This is a genomic window from Pseudomonas baetica (assembly GCF_051216495.1).
GTDB lineage: Bacteria > Pseudomonadota > Gammaproteobacteria > Pseudomonadales > Pseudomonadaceae > Aquipseudomonas > Aquipseudomonas baetica_B.
Genome location: NZ_JBPKAM010000118.1, coordinates 1 through 16,535 on the forward strand (window position 1 = coordinate 1; position 16,535 = coordinate 16,535).

Annotated in this window: 14 protein-coding genes; 13 read left to right on the plus strand and 1 reads right to left on the minus strand. The window is 61.8% G+C overall.

All coding sequences use genetic code 11. The annotated features are described in order from the left end of the window. Positions 1 to 294 precede the first annotated feature (294 nt). From ACSFE6_RS27245 to ACSFE6_RS27295, 11 genes are all read left to right on the plus strand, one after another. Complete coding sequence (locus tag ACSFE6_RS27245; RefSeq protein WP_435430498.1) at positions 295 to 1,536, plus strand: molybdopterin-dependent oxidoreductase; 1,242 nt, start codon at positions 295 to 297, stop codon at positions 1,534 to 1,536. Between the two features lie 9 nt (positions 1,537 to 1,545). Next, a complete protein-coding gene (locus tag ACSFE6_RS27250; RefSeq protein ID WP_435430499.1) occupies positions 1,546 to 2,184 on the plus strand; it encodes a c-type cytochrome in 639 nt (212 codons plus the stop codon). A 146-nt stretch (positions 2,185 to 2,330) separates the two neighbouring features. Then, positions 2,331 to 4,139 (plus strand): monovalent cation:proton antiporter-2 (CPA2) family protein, encoded by a 1,809-nt coding sequence (locus tag ACSFE6_RS27255; RefSeq protein WP_435430500.1) that lies wholly within the window; start codon positions 2,331 to 2,333, stop codon positions 4,137 to 4,139. 158 nt (positions 4,140 to 4,297) lie between these two features. Further along, positions 4,298 to 5,398, plus strand: coding sequence for a DNA alkylation repair protein (locus ACSFE6_RS27260; protein ID WP_435430501.1), 1,101 nt, complete (start codon positions 4,298 to 4,300; stop codon positions 5,396 to 5,398). A gap of 189 nt (positions 5,399 to 5,587) precedes the next feature. Beyond that, positions 5,588 to 6,265 carry a thermostable hemolysin gene (locus ACSFE6_RS27265; RefSeq protein ID WP_435430502.1) on the plus strand — a complete coding sequence of 226 codons (678 nt, stop codon included), beginning with the start codon at positions 5,588 to 5,590 and terminating at the stop codon, positions 6,263 to 6,265. Then, positions 6,255 to 7,736: an AMP-binding protein gene (locus ACSFE6_RS27270; RefSeq protein ID WP_435430503.1), complete on the plus strand. Its 1,482-nt coding sequence runs from the start codon at positions 6,255 to 6,257 to the stop codon at positions 7,734 to 7,736. The genes ACSFE6_RS27265 and ACSFE6_RS27270 overlap by 11 nt, the downstream gene beginning before the upstream one ends. Beyond that, entirely contained in the window at positions 7,733 to 8,407 is a 675-nt protein-coding gene (locus tag ACSFE6_RS27275; protein ID WP_435430504.1) for a TenA family transcriptional regulator, read from the plus strand. Before ACSFE6_RS27270 ends, ACSFE6_RS27275 begins: the two co-directional genes overlap by 4 nt. Then, positions 8,394 to 9,203, plus strand: coding sequence for an SDR family oxidoreductase (locus tag ACSFE6_RS27280; RefSeq protein WP_435430505.1), 810 nt, complete (start codon positions 8,394 to 8,396; stop codon positions 9,201 to 9,203). The genes ACSFE6_RS27275 and ACSFE6_RS27280 overlap by 14 nt, the downstream gene beginning before the upstream one ends. Continuing rightward, entirely contained in the window at positions 9,200 to 9,844 is a 645-nt protein-coding gene (locus tag ACSFE6_RS27285; RefSeq protein ID WP_435430506.1) for a tetratricopeptide repeat protein, read from the plus strand. Before ACSFE6_RS27280 ends, ACSFE6_RS27285 begins: the two co-directional genes overlap by 4 nt. A gap of 11 nt (positions 9,845 to 9,855) precedes the next feature. Beyond that, positions 9,856 to 10,518 carry a response regulator gene (locus ACSFE6_RS27290; RefSeq protein ID WP_435430507.1) on the plus strand — a complete coding sequence of 221 codons (663 nt, stop codon included), beginning with the start codon at positions 9,856 to 9,858 and terminating at the stop codon, positions 10,516 to 10,518. Further along, the gene (locus tag ACSFE6_RS27295; protein ID WP_435430508.1) at positions 10,515 to 11,930 is read left to right on the plus strand and encodes an ATP-binding protein; all 1,416 of its coding nucleotides are present in this window, start codon (positions 10,515 to 10,517) and stop codon (positions 11,928 to 11,930) included. The genes ACSFE6_RS27290 and ACSFE6_RS27295 overlap by 4 nt, the downstream gene beginning before the upstream one ends. Before the next feature lie 90 nt (positions 11,931 to 12,020). Here ACSFE6_RS27295 and ACSFE6_RS27300 read toward each other — a convergent pair whose 3' ends face one another. Continuing rightward, the gene (locus ACSFE6_RS27300; protein ID WP_435430509.1) at positions 12,021 to 12,917 is read right to left on the minus strand and encodes a LysR family transcriptional regulator; all 897 of its coding nucleotides are present in this window, start codon (positions 12,915 to 12,917) and stop codon (positions 12,021 to 12,023) included. 133 nt (positions 12,918 to 13,050) lie between these two features. Here ACSFE6_RS27300 and ACSFE6_RS27305 point away from each other — a divergent pair, with 133 nt between their 5' ends. Together ACSFE6_RS27305 and ACSFE6_RS27310 are read left to right on the plus strand one after the other, a co-directional pair. Continuing rightward, entirely contained in the window at positions 13,051 to 14,712 is a 1,662-nt protein-coding gene (locus tag ACSFE6_RS27305; RefSeq protein WP_435430510.1) for a GMC family oxidoreductase, read from the plus strand. A gap of 117 nt (positions 14,713 to 14,829) precedes the next feature. Further along, on the plus strand, positions 14,830 to 16,452 hold the full coding sequence (locus ACSFE6_RS27310) for an MFS transporter (RefSeq protein ID WP_435430511.1): 1,623 nt from the start codon (positions 14,830 to 14,832) through the stop codon (positions 16,450 to 16,452). Positions 16,453 to 16,535: the final 83 nt, after the last annotated feature.

Here is a 16,535-nt window from a genome sequence, read left to right on the forward strand (position 1 = left end):
ATGTTGGGAGAAGGGTGGCAGACTTTGTAACCTTCTTGGAGACCCCCCCCCCCTCCCCCCCACCCCCCCCCGCTCCCACAATTGAAATTTTGTCAGGGCACACATCGATCACCGCTGTCATCAAATGCGAACTCCCTGACGCCCAATGAGAAGCAGAGCGCCCGCCCGTGACGATACTGGTCTGTTCCGCGAGGTCGAACAGTGCAGGCAAACCCCACTGACACGTTCACCCCCAGACCTCTTCGCCCTGATGGGGCGGTCAGCTGTACCTCAAAAAAAAACAGGGAGTGCAAAATGAAGTTCAGTTTTGTCGATACCAATCACCCTACCCGCCGACGTGTGCTACGCGATGCTTTCACCCTGGCTCTGGCGGCTTCTCCGCTGGCGAGCCTGGCCAAGGCAGCCGACGAAAACGCCGATGATGTGACATTGGCGGCTGGCCCACGGCCGCTGGTGCAATACCCGCAGAAACGTCCGTTGACCCTGGTGACCACCCGGCCGCCGCACCTGGAGACGCCCTTCCCGGTCTTCAATGAAGGGCCCATCACGCCCAATGACGCGTTTTTCGTGCGTTATCACCTGGCCAATTTCCCTACCAGCATCGATCCGGACAGTTATCGCCTGACGATCAAGGGCTCGGTCGACACATCGCTGTCACTGTCCCTGGCAGAGCTAAAGTCCCTGGCCACGCCTGTGGAAGTGGTCGCTGTCAATCAGTGCTCGGGCAACAGCCGCGCCTTCTCGATGCCACGGGTGTTCGGTGCGCAGTTGGGCAATGGCTCAATGGGTAATGCACGCTGGGTGGGGGTACCGCTCAAGGCTGTATTGCAAAGGGCCGGAGTGAAGGCCGAGGCAAAACAAGTGACCTTTCGCGGCCTCGATAAGCCTGTGCTGGCGAGCACCCCGGAGTTCATCAAGGCGCTGGACATCAGTCATGCCATGGATGGCGACCCCATGATCGCCTGGTCAATGAACGGTACCGACTTGCCCTTTCTCAACGGTTACCCCATTCGCCTGGTGGTGCCCGGCTATTTCGGCACGTACTGGGTCAAGCACCTGAGCGAGATAGACGTTGTCGACCATACCTACGACGGTTTCTTCATGGCTAAAGGCTACCGCGTTCCGGACAACGATTGCTTCTGCACCGCACCCGGCACCACGGCGGCGCAAACCCAACCGATTTCCAGGTTGCCGGTGCGCAGTTTCATCACCAGCGTCAAACAGGGTGATGTGTTGCCATTGCAAAAAAGCGTGGTGCTCAAGGGCATCGCATTCGACGGCGGCGCCGGCATCAGCAAGGTGGAAGTCTCGATCGACGGTGGCAAGGTTTGGCACGCAGCCAGTCTTGGGCAAGACCTTGGCCGTTTTTCATTCCGTGAATGGACGCTGGCGATGACCTTTACCCACAAGGGCGCCACGCAGTTGATGGTGCGTGCCAGTAACAACGCGGGCGAGACGCAACCCCTGCAAGCCGACTGGAACCCCGGGGGCTACCGCCGCCACGTCGTCGAAACCAGCCACGTGACCGTTGCCTGAGGAGGCCCCATGAGACTCATGACAACCTTGCTGTGCGCGGCTCAAGTCTGCTGGGCGGCCACGGTCAGCGCAGCGCCGCTGTCGATCACGTTGCCGCCGGAAACGGCGAAGTTCAAACCCAGTACGCTGCCAGGCTATGCATTGGCCCAGCAGAAATGCTCCACCTGCCACTCTGCCGATTACATCAACTTCCAGCCTCCCGGCATGAGCCTGGCGCAGTGGACGGCCGAGGCGAGCAAGATGCAGCACGTGTACGGCGCTCCGATCAGTGATCAGGATGTGAGCATCATTGGTGCTTACCTTGCGGTGACATACGGCACTGCCCAGGCAAGCGATGCCGAGGTGCAGGCCGCTTCGAACCCGCCGACGGGCCAGCCCCCGGCGGCATCCGTAGCGAAAGCCGACGCCACGGCCCTGCTACAGAACAATAGCTGTCTGTCCTGCCACGCCATCGACCACAAGGTCGTGGGCCCGGCCTATCGCGATGTGGCCGCCAAATATGCCAAGGACCCGCAGGCACTGGCCAAGGTCACGGCCAGCATCCAGCACGGAGGCAGCGGAAAATGGGGCGATATCCCCATGCCGCCTTTCGCACAATTAAACCCGGACGATCTGCAAAGCCTGGCGACTTTCATCCTTAACCAGTGACCCCCTATCCTGCCCGGCCTGGCTCGCCACGCGCGGCCTGTAGACCGGGCAGTTTTCGGCACCTGTGACCAACGCTTAGCTGACGTCCGTGTGCCCAGCCTTTATCCTTGTTCCCCCGCCGTACCGATTGATGGAGTTCCCCCCCTATGCCCCATGAAGGCAGTCTGTTGCAAGCCGCCGTCGTATTCCTGCTCGCGGCAGTCCTTACCGTTCCCTTGGCCAAGCGCCTGCAGCTCGGCGCTGTGCTGGGCTATCTGTTTGCCGGCGTGATCATTGGCCCTTCCGTGCTGGGTCTGATCCGCAACCCTGAAAGCGTTGCTCACATCTCCGAACTCGGAGTTGTGTTGCTGCTGTTCATCATTGGCCTTGAACTGTCGCCACGACGGTTGTGGGTGATGCGCAAGTCGGTGTTCGGCGTCGGCCTGGCCCAGGTGCTGCTGACCGGAGCCGTACTGGGCGTGCTGGCGTTGTATGTATTTGGCCAGCCACTCAACAGCGCCATCGTGCTGGGCCTTGGCCTGGCCCTGTCGTCCACTGCATTCGGCCTGCAAAGCCTGGCCGAACGCAAGGAGCTGACCAGTCCCCATGGGCGCCTGGCCTTTGCCATTTTGCTGTTCCAGGACATCGCCGCGATCCCATTGATCGCCATGGTGCCGTTGCTGGCCGGTGTCGATCACAACGCCAGCGCCGCCGAGGACGTGAACCATGGTTTACGGGTGCTGGCCAGCATCGCCATCGTAGTGATCGGCGGTCGCTATCTGTTGCGGCCGGTATTCCGCGCGGTGACCAAGACCGGTTTGCCGGAAGTGTCCACCGCCACCGCACTGCTGGTGGTCATCGGCACCGCCTGGCTGATGGACCTGGCTGGTATTTCCATGGCCCTGGGCGCGTTTCTCGCGGGCCTGCTGCTGGCGGACTCCGAGTACCGTCATGAACTGGAAGCACAGATCGAGCCGTTCAAGGGCCTGCTGCTGGGCCTGTTTTTCATCAGTGTCGGCATGGGCGCGAACCTGAGCCTGCTGCTGCGCGAGCCGCTTGTGGTGCTGGGCCTGACGGTGCTGCTGATCGTCGTCAAGTTGCCTTTGCTGTTTATCGTGGGCCGACTGGCCGGTGGCCTGAACAAGGTCAGCGCCATTCGCCTGGGTATTGTCCTGGCGGCCGGCGGTGAATTCGCCTTCGTGGTGTTCAAGATCGGCCGCGACAACGGCCTGTTCGATGCGCGTCTTTACGACTTGCTGGTGCTGGCGATCACCCTGTCGATGGCGATGACACCACTGTTGTTATTGCTTTGCGCCCGACTGGTCAGCCCGAAAGTGCAACCGGTGGCGGTACCTGAACAGTTCCGTGAAATCGACACCGATGAACCCCGCGTGGTGATCGCCGGCCTGGGCCGCATGGGGCAGATCGTGGCGCGTATCCTGCGGGCCCAGAACATCAAGTTCGTCGCCCTCGACACCTCGGTGGAAACCATTGAGCTGTCGCGCAGCTTCGGCGGCGTGCCGGTGTTCTACGGCGACCCGATGCGCCCGGAAATCCTCAGCGCGGCCAAGGTCGGCGAAGCCGAGTACTTTGTGATCGCTACCGATGACCCGGAAACCAATATCAAGACCGCCGAGCTGGTGCGCAAACTTTACCCGCACATGAAAATCATCGCCCGCGCCCGTAACCGTCAGCATGTGCATCGCCTGATGGACGTGGGTGCCCACGCCATTCGCGAGACCTTTCATTCGAGCCTGGAAATGAGCCGCCAGACACTCATCGGCCTCGGCTTGACCCACGCCCAGGCCGATGCACGGGTCAAGCGCTTCAAGGACCACGACGAGCAGGTGCTCGAAACCCAGCATGCGATCTATGATGACGCGGCGAAAGTGATTCAGACCGCGCAGGAAGCCCGGGCGGAACTGGCGCGACTGTTTGAGTCGGATCAGCTGGAAGAGCAGGCGGGCACGAAATGAGGTGACTGTACCGGCCTCATCGCGGGCAAGCCCGCTCCCACAGGGTTAGTGGGTGTACGCTAAATTCGCGGCCACCAACAATCACTGTGGGAGCGGGCTTGCCCGCGATGAACGATAACGCGGTGCATCGGATAGACAACTAATCCCAAGGAACCCATATGGCCGCCGACCAATCCTCCCCCGCCCTGAAAGAGATCTTCAACGCTGAACGCCTGAACCACATCGCCACCGAGATGACTGCGGTTTACCCCCAGTTCGATGCCAAGGCGTTCCTGAAGCTGGCCAAGACCGGCCTGGCGGAACTGTCGGTGATGCAGCGCATGGCCCGCGTCAGCGAATGCCTGCGCGCGGTGTTGCCGCTGGACTTTGAAGCCTCGCTGGAGGTCTTGCGCGCCCTCGCCCCGCGCCTCAATAGCGGCTTTGTCAGCATGTGCCTGCCGCACTACGTGGCCACCTACGGCGCTGACAGGTTTGAATTGTCCATGGACGCGCTCAAGTACTTCACCGTTTTCGGCTCCTCGGAGTTCGCGATCCGCCATTTCCTGCGCCGTGATGTCGAGCGCTCACTGCGGCTGATGCACCACTGGTCACTGGACGACAACGAGCACGTACGGCGCCTGGCCAGCGAAGGGTGCCGCCCGCGTCTGCCTTGGTCGTTTCGCCTGGAGCAGATTCAGCTCGATCCGACACGGGCCGCCAAGATCCTCGACAACCTCAAGGCTGACCCCAGTCTTTACGTACGCAAGTCCGTGGCCAATCACCTCAACGACATCACCAAGGACCATCCCGAATGGGTGCTGGAACTGATCGAGGGCTGGTCGCTGGATAACAAGCACACCGCGTGGATCGCCCGCCACGCCTTGCGCAGCCTGATCAAACAGGGCAACCCGCGAGCATTGGCGATCATCGGGGCTGGCGGCAAGCCAGAAGTCGAGATCATCGGTGCGCAGGTCAACCCGCCAGTGATTGGCCTGGGGGAAAAAATCACCCTGTCGTTCGCCGTCAAATCCACGATCCAGGACAGTCAACGCCTGGTGATCGACTACGCCATCGATTACGTGAAAGCCAACGGCAGCACGTCGGCGAAGGTGTTCAAGCTCAAGGCCCTGACCCTGCCGGGCAACGCCACCGAACACCTCAGCCGTGGCCAGCACATCAAGGAGCTCACCACCCGCCGCCACTACGCCGGCAAGCATGCGGTACACATCATGGTCAACGGCGAACGCCTGGCCAGTACGGCCTTCGAAATCCTGCCCTGAAAAACAGTTTTCTGTAGGAGCGAGCTTGCTCGCGAAAAAACCAAGGGCGCCGCCAGGCTTCTGGTTTTACGCGTAATCGTTCACGTCCATCGCGAGCAAGCTCGCTCCTACAACAGCCGAGGCGTCTTCAGACTTCATTAAGAAAAGGCCCGGATACTTCTCCCCACTAGACCGGGGGAGGTGTCTTTCATGCCCGATTTCAACTGGAACATTCCACTGCCGCTGCACTTCGGCCAAGCCGAAACGCCGCCAATGAGCCTGGTCAGGGCGTTGCAGGACGACCCGCATCGCCCTGTCTTCGAAGCCTTTATCCAACACCACTTCCGCAAGGTCCACGGTGCCGACATCCGTCATTTCATGCCGGAACTGTTTGGCATGAACAGTCAGACGGGCGATTTATGCGCGGTGGCGGGCGTGCGCCCGGCCGCCAGCAGCCCGCTGTTTCTGGAACGCTACCTGGATGAACCAATCGATCCATTGATCAGCGCCGCCGCCGACCGCGCAGTGGACCGGTCCTGCATCGTCGAAGTGGGCAACCTCGCCGCCACCGACACTGGCAGCGCGCGCCTGAGCATCATCACCCTCACTTACCTGCTGGCCATGGGCGGACTGGAGTGGGTTGCGTTTACCGGCAGCATCGGTCTGGTCAACAGCTTCCACAGGCTTGGCCTGAAGCCGGTCACGCTGTGCGCCGCGGACCCGGCGCGGCTGGGTGACGACCGCCACCATTGGGGCAGCTATTACGAGAGCAAACCCTGGGTGCACGTCGGCAATATTCGCGCCGGCTTCATTCATCTACGCAATATCGGGATGTTCAGTCGCTTGGGATTGCCGACGTCCTTCGAGGAACCCGGCCATGTCGCCTGAAACCGCACGTTTCCATCAGACGTTGCGACTGCATGCCGAACGCCGTGCCAACGACATTGCACTGTGGGGCGATGAGTCAACGCTGGACTACGCCACGCTGTATGCCCAAATACTGGACCGTCAGCAGCGCTTGCGGGATGAAAACGCGGGCGTGATCGCGCTGGCGCTGGACAATGGCGTCGAGGCGATGCTCTGGGACCTGGCCATCCTGTTCGAAGGCCTGACCTGCCTGACGTTGCCGCCCTTTTTCAGCCCGGCGCAACGCAGCCATTGCTTGGCGCAAAGTCAGGCCGAACGGGTCATTGCCGGACCCGAACTTGAAAGCGAACTGCAAGAGGCCGGCTATGAAAAAAGCGGCGAATTCTGGCGACGTCACTTCAGTTCTCCGGCACCTCTGCCCGACGGCACCGCCAAATTGACGTTCACCTCCGGCACCACAGGAACGCCCAAGGGTGTCTGCCTGAGCGCCGACAGTCTGCTGCGGGTCGCCCGCGAGCTGGATCAGGCCAGCCAACCCACCGCGCCGCGCCATCACCTGGCCCTGCTGCCCCTGGCGGTCCTGCTGGAAAACCTCGGCTGCTATGCCGCGCTGTACGCGGGCGCGACGTTGAGCCTGCCAGGCCAGCGCACACTGGGCATCCAGGGCGCCAGCGGCGTGGATGTACCGCGCCTGCTGCATTGCCTGGCTACACGCCAGCCGGAGAGCTTGATCCTGGTGCCGCAGTTGTTGCTGATGCTGGTCAACGCCGCCGAACAAAAAGCCTTTGCTCCCCAATCATTGCGATTCGCCGCCGTGGGTGGGGCACGGGTTAGCGCAGAACTGCTGCTACGCGCGCGACGTGCCGGCCTAGCGGTCTACGAAGGCTACGGTTTATCGGAGTGCGCATCGGTGGTGTGCCTCAACCGCCCGGGTGCACGCCGCCCCGGTAGCGTTGGCCAACCCCTGCCCCACGTCGAGGTTCGTCTGGCCGACGATGGCGAAGTCCTGATCAAGGGCTCGACCCTGCTGGGCTATCTGGGCGAGGCGCCCTGCACCGATCAATGGTGGCCCAGCGGCGATCTGGGTGAGTTCGATGCCGAAGGCTTTCTTTATCTCAAGGGACGCAAGAAGCACCAGTACATCACCAGTTTCGGCCGCAACGTCAACCCGGAATGGGTCGAGGCCGAATTGACCCAACGCCGTCACATCGCCCAAGCCTTCGTCTACGGCGAAGCCATGCCGCGCAACCACGCGCTGCTCTGGCCCCATCGCCCGGACTGCACGGACGAACAACTGGCCGCCGCCGTGGCCGAGGCCAACGAGGCCTTGCCCGATTACGCCCAGGTCCATTGCTGGAGTCGCCTGGAGCAACCCTTCACCTGCGCCAATGGTTTGCTGACCGCCAACGGCCGCCCACGTCGCGAGGCCATCGTCGAGCGGTACCGGGCGCAGCTCAGCGAATCCACGCTGTTCGAGGAACCCGCATCATGAGCTTTTTTGACACGCTGCAAATCGAAACCCATCAGGAACGTCACGAGCTGTTCAATCTGCCAGTCATTCTCGATGCCCTCGAAGGCCGGGTGAGCCTGGAGAGTTATCGGGCCTTTCTGACGCAAGCCTATTACCACGTGCGCCACACGGTACCGTTGATGATGGCCTGCGGTGCGCGCTTGCCGTCACGCCTTGAGTGGCTGCGCGAAGCGGTGTGCGAGTACATCGAGGACGAGTATGGCCATGAGCAATGGGTACTCGACGACATCGAAGCCTGTGGCGGTGACAAGGACGCCGTGCGCAAAGGCCGTCCCTCCTTGCCCATCGAGCTGATGGTCAGCTTCCTCTACGACCTGATTGCCCGGGACAACCCGGTCGGTCTGTTCGGCATGGTCAATGTACTTGAAGGCACCAGCATTGCCCTGGCCACTCACGCGGCCGGCAGCATTCGCGAACGCCTGGGCCTGCCGGAAAGCGCGTTCAGCTACCTCGACTCCCACGGCTCACTGGATATCGAACACATGCAGACCTACCGCCGGCTGATGAATGCATTGGATGATCCAGCCGACCAGGCGGCGGTGATCCACGCTTCGAAAGTGGTCTACAGGCTTTACGCCGACATGTTTCGCGGCTTGCCACATGAGAGGGAGACTGCGCATGCGCCTGCCTGAAGCCCGTGTCGTGCTCACCGGCGCCAGTGGCGGCATCGGCCAGGCCATCGCCACCGCGCTGTGCACCAGTGGCGCCCAGGTATTGGCCGTGGCCCGGCATCGGGAACCGTTGCTGCCTTTACTCCAGCGTTTCCCGCAAAACCTCAGCTGGGTCAGCGCCGACCTGACGGCTCCTGAAGACCGGCGCAAGGTCCTGGGCGCTGCCCAAGCCATGAGCGGCGTCAATCTGCTGATCAACGCCGCCGGCGTCAATCACTTCGCCATGCTCGAACAGCTCGATGACAGTGACATCCACGCGATGCTGGCGGTGAACGTCAACGCACCGATCTGCCTGACCAGGCTCTTCCTGCCATTGCTCAAGCAAGCCCAGAGCGCGATGGTGGTAAACGTCGGTTCGACCTACGGGTCAATCGGCTATGCCGGTTACGCCAGTTATTGCGCGACCAAGTTTGCCTTGCGCGGGTTTTCCGAGGCCCTGCGCCGGGAACTGGCGGACACACGCGTCGGTGTCTTGTATGTCGCGCCCCGGGCCACCCGCACGAACATGAACAGTCCCGCGGCGCAGGCCTTGAATGACGCGCTCAAAGCCAGCGTCGACGATCCGCAGACCGTCGCCTCGGCCGTGATCCATGCCATCGCCGGCGACCGCCGCGATTTGTACCTGGGCTGGCCGGAGCGTTTTTTCGTGCGCCTCAACAGCCTGCTGCCCAATCTGGTGGATCGCGGTTTGCGCAAGCAATTGCCGCTGATCCGTCGCTTGAGTGAAAAGCCCGACAGCGAGAACCTCGAACCATGAAAACATTTGCCGCTTACCTGTTACTGGGCACCCTGAGCCAAGGTGCATGGGCCCTGGACGCCGCCGATCAGCAGCGTCTCATGGGCATCCAGCAAAGCTGGGCTCATATCCAATACGAGCTGCCCGCCGAACAACGCACCGCCGCCTTTGAAAAACTCGCCGACCAGGCCGCCCGCTTCACCCAGGAGCGCCAGTCGGTGGCCGAGGCCTGGATCTGGTCCGGCATCGTCACCAGCAGTTGGGCTGGTGCCCAGGGTGGCCTCGGTGCTCTGAGCAAGGTCAAGGACGCCAAAGCCGACCTGGAAAAAGCCATGTCCCTGGACCCCAAAGCCCTGCAAGGCTCGGCCTACACCAGCCTCGGCGCCCTGTATGACCGCGTGCCGGGCTGGCCCATCGGCTTCGGCGATTCGGACAAGGCCGAACAATTGCTCAAGATTGCCTTGCAAATGAACCCCAACGGCATCGATAGCCTGTATTTTTGGGGCGATCACCTCTACCGCCAAAAACGCTACAGTGAAGCTAAGGCGGCGCTGCAAAAGGCCCTGAATGCGCCGCCACGGCCAGGTCGTGAAAGCGCCGATGCCGGACGCCGCCAGGAAATCGAAACCCTTCTGGTGGACGTCAACAAAAAACTCAACTGACGGGAGTGCGCGTGCGCTTACTACTGATCGAGGATGACGTGGCCCTGGGCGGAGGCATCCATCAGGCCCTGGGTCGCGAAGGCTACACCGTCGACTGGGTGCAGGACGGCAGCAGTGCCTTGCATTCGCTGCTCAGCGAGGCCTTCGATCTGGCCGTGCTTGACCTGGGCCTGCCGCGCATGGACGGACTCGAGGTGCTGCGCCGTTTGCGTGACAGCGGCTCGAATCTCCCGGTGCTGATCCTTACCGCCCGGGATGCCACCGAGGACCGCATCGCCGGACTGGACGCTGGCGCCGACGATTACCTGATCAAGCCGTTCGACTTGGCCGAACTCAAGGCGCGCCTGCGGGCCTTGTTGCGGCGCAGCGCCGGCCGCGCGCAGATGCTGATCGAACACGCTGGCATCACGCTCAACCCTGGCACCCAGCAAGTGAGCTATCGAGGAGAACCGGTCGCACTGACGCCCAAGGAATACCAGTTGCTCCATGAACTGCTGTCGCCACCGGGCCGGGTCATGACCCGCGATCACCTGATGCAGTTGCTCTACGGCTGGAGCGAAGAGGCCGAAAGCAACACCCTGGAAGTGCACATCCATCACCTGCGCAAGAAATTTTCCACCGACCTGATCCGCACCATCCGCGGTGTCGGCTACCTGGTGGAGGAACGTCGATGACGTCGATCCGGCGTCGCACCTTGACGCTGATCATCGGCCTGATGCTCGCAGGCCTCGCCGTGATCAGTTTTTTCAACCTGCACGACAGCAATCACGAAATTGCCGAAGTCTATGATGCACAGCTCGCCCAGAACGCCCGACTGCTCCAGGGTGTGATGCGCATGCCAATGACCAGCGAGGAACACGCGCATCTCTATCAGGCGTTCAACCTGGCCTTGAGCGAAGCCATGCCGAGTGCCGTTGGCCATCCTTACGAACGCAAGATTGCCTTTCAGGTCTGGAATACAAAAGGCGAAAGACTGGTGCACACCGCCAGCGCGCCCTCCTTCACCACGCCGCCGTCGACACCCGGATTCAGCGATGTGGTGGACCTGAACAACCGGCACTGGCGCGCCTTCCTGCTGGAGGACAAGCAGAACGATCTGCGGATCTGGGTGGGCGAACGGGACGACGTGCGTGCCGATCTGGTGGACCGGATCGTGCGGCACACGCTGTGGCCCAACATTGCAGGCAGCCTCATCCTGGCCGCGATGGTCTGGCTGGCCATCGGCTGGGGCCTCAAACCTTTGGCTGACATGGCGGCGACCTTGCGGGCCCGGCACAGCGGCTCGCTCGAACCCTTGCACCTCAAGCCGCTGCCGAGCGAACTGGAACCGATGCAGGCAGCGCTCAACCGCATGCTCGCGCAGATTCAGGAAGTACTTGGGCGAGAGCGGCGCTTCATCGCCGACGCCGCCCATGAATTACGCACACCGCTGGCCGTGTTGCGTGTGCACGCGCAAAACCTGCTGGAAGCCGGCACTGAGGAAGAACGGCGGGAATCACTGGCATTCCTGATCTCGGGTGTCGACCGCGCCAGCCGCCTGGTCAATCAGCTGCTGACCATGGCCCGCCTCGAACCCAAGGCTACGGCGCCCGCGTTGCACAGCATTGACCTGACCCAGACCATTCGCGACAGCCTGGCCCAGCTCACGCCCTGGCTGCTGAGCAAAGATCTGGAACTGGCCTTCGATGGCATTGACCAACCGTGCAACGTGATCACTGATGCTGCCGCCATCGACATCGCCCTGAACAACCTGATCACCAACGCAGCGAACGTCTCGCCCGAACATGGCGTCATCAGCGTGGCGTTGAACCGGGCCGAGGGGTTCTATCACCTGAGTATCGAAGATCAAGGACCGGGCATCGATGAAGCGGATCGTGCGCGCCTGTTCGAACGTTTCTACAGTCGTGGCAACGTCAATGGCGCGGGGCTGGGGCTGACCATCGTCAACACCATCGCCACTCGACTGGGCGGACGCGTCACGCTGGTCAATCGACCGGAAGGCGGACTGCGTGCCGTCCTGTCGATTCCCGATGGCACGTCTCACGACTCAACACAACGCGCTACCCGTGAACCACCGCAGAGGTAGGAGCGAGCTTGCTCGCGATGAACCCGAGAACGCAGAAGGGTGTCAGGTTTTAAACGTTATCGTTGACGACTTTCGCGAGCGAGCTCGCTCCTACAAGGGTTGTTCGCCCAGCAGCAATGCCTGCTCACGCTCGCACAACTGCACCACATAATCCCACATCACCCGCAACCGAACGGACTTGTGCAGCTCCCGGCGCGTGCTGATCCAGTAGCTGCGCAGGATGCTTTCGTCTGGAAACAACGGCACAAGCCCGGGATCGGCGCTGGCCATGTAGCACGGCAGCACGGCGATGCCCAGGCCGGCACGGGCGGCCTGCTGCTGGGCAATGACGCTGGTGCTGTGGAAGATCACCCGTGGGTTGCGGCAGAAGCTGTTGAGGAACATCAGTTCCTGACTGAACAGCAGATCGTCGACGTAGCCGATCCAGGCGTGACGCCCCAGGTCTTCGCGACTGTTCAGTGGCGGCGAGCGGTCGAGGTAGTCCTGACTGGCGTACAGCGCCAGGCGGTAGTCGGTGAGCTTGCGCGTGACCAGCATGTCGGCGGCCGGGCGTTCGAGATGGATGCTGATTTCCGCTTCGCGGTTGAGAATGCTGACGAAGCGCGGCACCGCCACCAGTTCCACCTCCAGGCCCGGATAGCGTTCGAACAGCCCGTTCATGCGACTGGCGAGGAACATGATGCCCAGGCCTTCGGTGACGCCCACGCGGATTTTGCCCAGCGGCGCGGTCGACTGAGTGATTTCTTCCTGGGCCAGCAAAGCGACGTTTTCCATGGCTTCGGCGTGTTTGAGCAGCGCTTCGCCGGCCGGTGTCAGCTCGTAACCCTGGGCATGCTGGATGAACAGCGCCGTGCCGAGGCTCTTTTCGATGGCCTCGATATGCCGGGCGACCGTGGCGTGGGTCGTGTTTAGACGGCGCGCGGCGGTCAGCAAACGCCCGCTGCGCTGCAACTCCAGAAAAAACCGCAAATCATTCCAGTCGAACATGGGTCGTCCTTGAGGCTTGGCGATTGAACGCGCTGTTCAAAAACAAACAGCAGCTGGGTAAAAACTAACATTCTTTAAACGAAAGCTAACAACTAGGATGGGACACAACAAGAACAACAACACGAGGTCAGGGATGCAGACTTCCCTTGATGAATTCGACTACATCGTGGTCGGGGCCGGGCCAGCCGGCTGTTTGCTGGCCAATCGACTGTCGGCCAACCCGCAACACCGGGTGCTGTTGCTCGAAGCCGGTGGCCGCGATAACTATGCGTGGATCCACATTCCCGTGGGTTACCTGTTCTGCATCGGCAACCCGCGCACCGACTGGTGCTTCAAGACCGAAGCGCAACCCGGCCTGCAAGGACGCACCCTGAGCTATCCCCGGGGCAAGGTGCTGGGCGGCTGCTCGTCGATCAACGGCATGATCTATATGCGCGGCCAGGCCGGTGACTACGACCGCTGGGCCGCCGAAGGCAATCCCGGCTGGCGCTGGCAGGACGTGTTGCCGCTGTTCAAGAAAAGCGAAAATCACTTTGCCGGTGAATCCGAGTTTCATGGTGCCGAAGGCCAGTGGCGAGTCGAACGCCAGCGCCTGTCGTGGCCGATTCTCGACGCCTTCCGCAGCGCTGCCGAACAAAGCGGCATTGCCAGCATCGATGACTTCAACCAGGGCGACAACGAAGGCTGTGGCTACTTTCAGGTCAACCAGAAGGCCGGCATCCGCTGGAATGCGGCCAAGGCGTTTCTCAAGCCGATCCACGACCGTGCCAATCTAACTGTGTTGACCGGTGTTGAAGTCGACCGTGTGTTGCTGGAAAACGGTCGCGCATCGGCGGTCAAAGCCCATTGGCAGGATCACGCAAAAACCTTCAAGGCGCGCAAGGAAATAGTCCTGTGCGCCGGGTCTGTCGGCTCGCCGAGCATCCTGCAACGCTCAGGGATAGGCCCTCGCCCACTGCTGCAGCGCCTGGGCATCGGCGTCGTGCATGAGCTGTCCGGCGTGGGTGGCAACCTGCAGGATCACCTGCAATTGCGGCTGATCTACAAACTGGAAAATGCCCGCACGCTCAATCAGATCGCCGGCAGCCTGTGGGGCAAGATGGGCATGGGTCTGCGTTACCTGTATGACCGCAGCGGTCCGCTGTCCATGGCGCCAAGTCAACTCGGTGCGTTTGCCCGCTCGGGGCCGGAGCAGACTTCGGCCAATCTCGAATACCACGTGCAGCCGCTGTCACTGGAGCGCTTCGGCGAACCGCTGCATGCCTTCCCGGCGTTCACCGCCTCGGTCTGCGACTTGCGTCCGCAAAGCCGTGGCCGAGTGGAGATTCGTTCCGCGAATCCACAGGAAGCGCCACTGATCCAGCCCAATTATCTGAGCCATCCCGAAGACCTGCGGGTCGCTGCAGACGCCATTCGCCTGACCCGGCGCATCGTTGCCGCTCCCGCCCTGAAGGCGTTCAAACCGGTCGAATACCTGCCCGGCGACAGCCTGCAAAGCGAAGAACAACTGCACGAAGCCGCTGCGCGGATCGGCACCACCATCTTCCATCCAGTCGGCACCTGCCGCATGGGCAACGACGGAGATGCAGTGGTCGATGCCGAGCTTCGCGTCCACGGCATCCCCGGCCTGCGCATCGCCGACGCCTCGATCATGCCGCGCATCACCTCGGGCAACACCTGTTCGCCTACGCTGATGATCGCGGAGAAGGCCGCGCAGCTGATCCTCAACCCTGCTGTAGACACTCCCCCTGTGGGAGCGAGCCTGCTCGCGAAAGCGGCGGATCTTCAACATTGATGTTGACTGACACGCCCCCTTCGCGAGCAGGCTCGCTCCCACAAAGGATTTGCATCTGATTCACGGACACGTAACACCAGTGGAACAACAAAAACAATCACTGTGAGGGATACCGATATGTCAGAACATGTTCAGACCCTGGAAGCCGTGCGCAGCGCGGGCACCAGCCAGGAAACCCAGAAGGTCATCTTCGCCTCGTCGCTCGGCACGGTGTTCGAGTGGTATGACTTTTTCCTCTACGGCGCCCTCGCGGCGGTGATCAGCAAGCAGTTCTTCGCCGGGGTCAACGACACCACCGCGTTCATCTTCGCCCTGATGGCCTTCGCCGCCGGTTTCATCGTTCGGCCGTTCGGCGCCCTGGTGTTCGGCCGGTTGGGGGACATGATCGGACGCAAATACACCTTCCTCGCCACCATCGTACTCATGGGCCTGGCGACCTTCTGTGTCGGCTTGCTGCCCAACTACGCCAGCATCGGTATCGCCGCACCGATCATCCTTGTGGTGCTGCGCATGCTTCAAGGCTTGGCCCTGGGCGGCGAGTACGGCGGTGCCGCGACCTATGTCGCTGAACACGCGCCCATCGGCAAACGCGGCTTCCACACCAGCTGGATTCAATCCACCGCCACCCTCGGCCTGTTGCTGTCACTGCTGGTAGTGCTCGGTTGCCGCTACTTCACCGGCGATCAGTTCGAGGTCTGGGGCTGGCGCATTCCGTTCCTGTTCTCGATCATTCTGCTGGGGATCTCGACCTGGATTCGCCTGAGCCTGCACGAGTCGCCGGCCTTCGTGAAAATGAAAGAGGAAGGCAAGCTCTGCAAGTCGCCGATCCGCGATTCCTTCGGCAAATGGGAAAACCTCAAGGTGGTGCTGATCGCCCTGTTCAGCATCAACGCCGGGCAAGCCGTGACCTTCTACGCAGCGCAGTTCTACGTGCTGTTCTTCCTCACCCAGTTCCTGAAAATGGACCCCGCCGTGGCCAACGGCCTGCTGATCGTCAGCGTGACCATTGGCGCGCCCTTCTTCATTTTCTTCGGCTGGCTGTCGGACAAGGTCGGACGCAAACCGGTGCTGATGCTCGGCCTGCTACTGGCGACCGCGCTGTATTTCCCGATCTTCAAGACCCTCGCTCACTACGCCAACCCGGCCATCGACCAGGCCAGCCGCCAGGCACCAATCACCGTGACGGCCGACCCGGCCACCTGCACCTTCCAGTTCGACCCGGTGGGTAAGGCGAAATTTGATAGCCCGTGCGACAAGGTCAAGACCTTCCTGGTCAAACAGGGCTTGCCGTATCAAAGCGAAGCGGCACCGGCGGGCAGCGGTGTGCAAGTGAGCGTGGGCGATGCGAAGATCGACAGTTTCGACGAAGCCGCCCTGCGCGGCGCCGTAACCCTCGCCGGTTACCCGCAACAGGCCGACATGCAGCAGATCAACAAACCGATGATCGTGGCGCTGATCGTCGCGCTGATCATCATCTCCGCCATGTGCTATGGCCCGCTGGCGGCGCTGATGGTCGAACTGTTCCCGACCCGCATCCGCTATACCTCGATGTCCCTGCCCTACCACATCGGTAACGGCTGGTTCGGCGGCTTCCTGCCGACGGTATCGTTCGCCTTGGTGGTGTACACCGGGGATATTTTCTACGGGCTGTGGTATCCGGTGCTGATCACCGGGGTGAGCCTGGTGGTGGGCATGCTGTGCCTGCGTGAGACGCGCAACGTGGACCTGGATAAAAACTGACGCGAACCCTTGAAAACCTGTGGGAGCGAGCCTGCTCGCGAAGAGGGCGTGTCAGTCGACGTTAATGTCGCCTGATACACCGC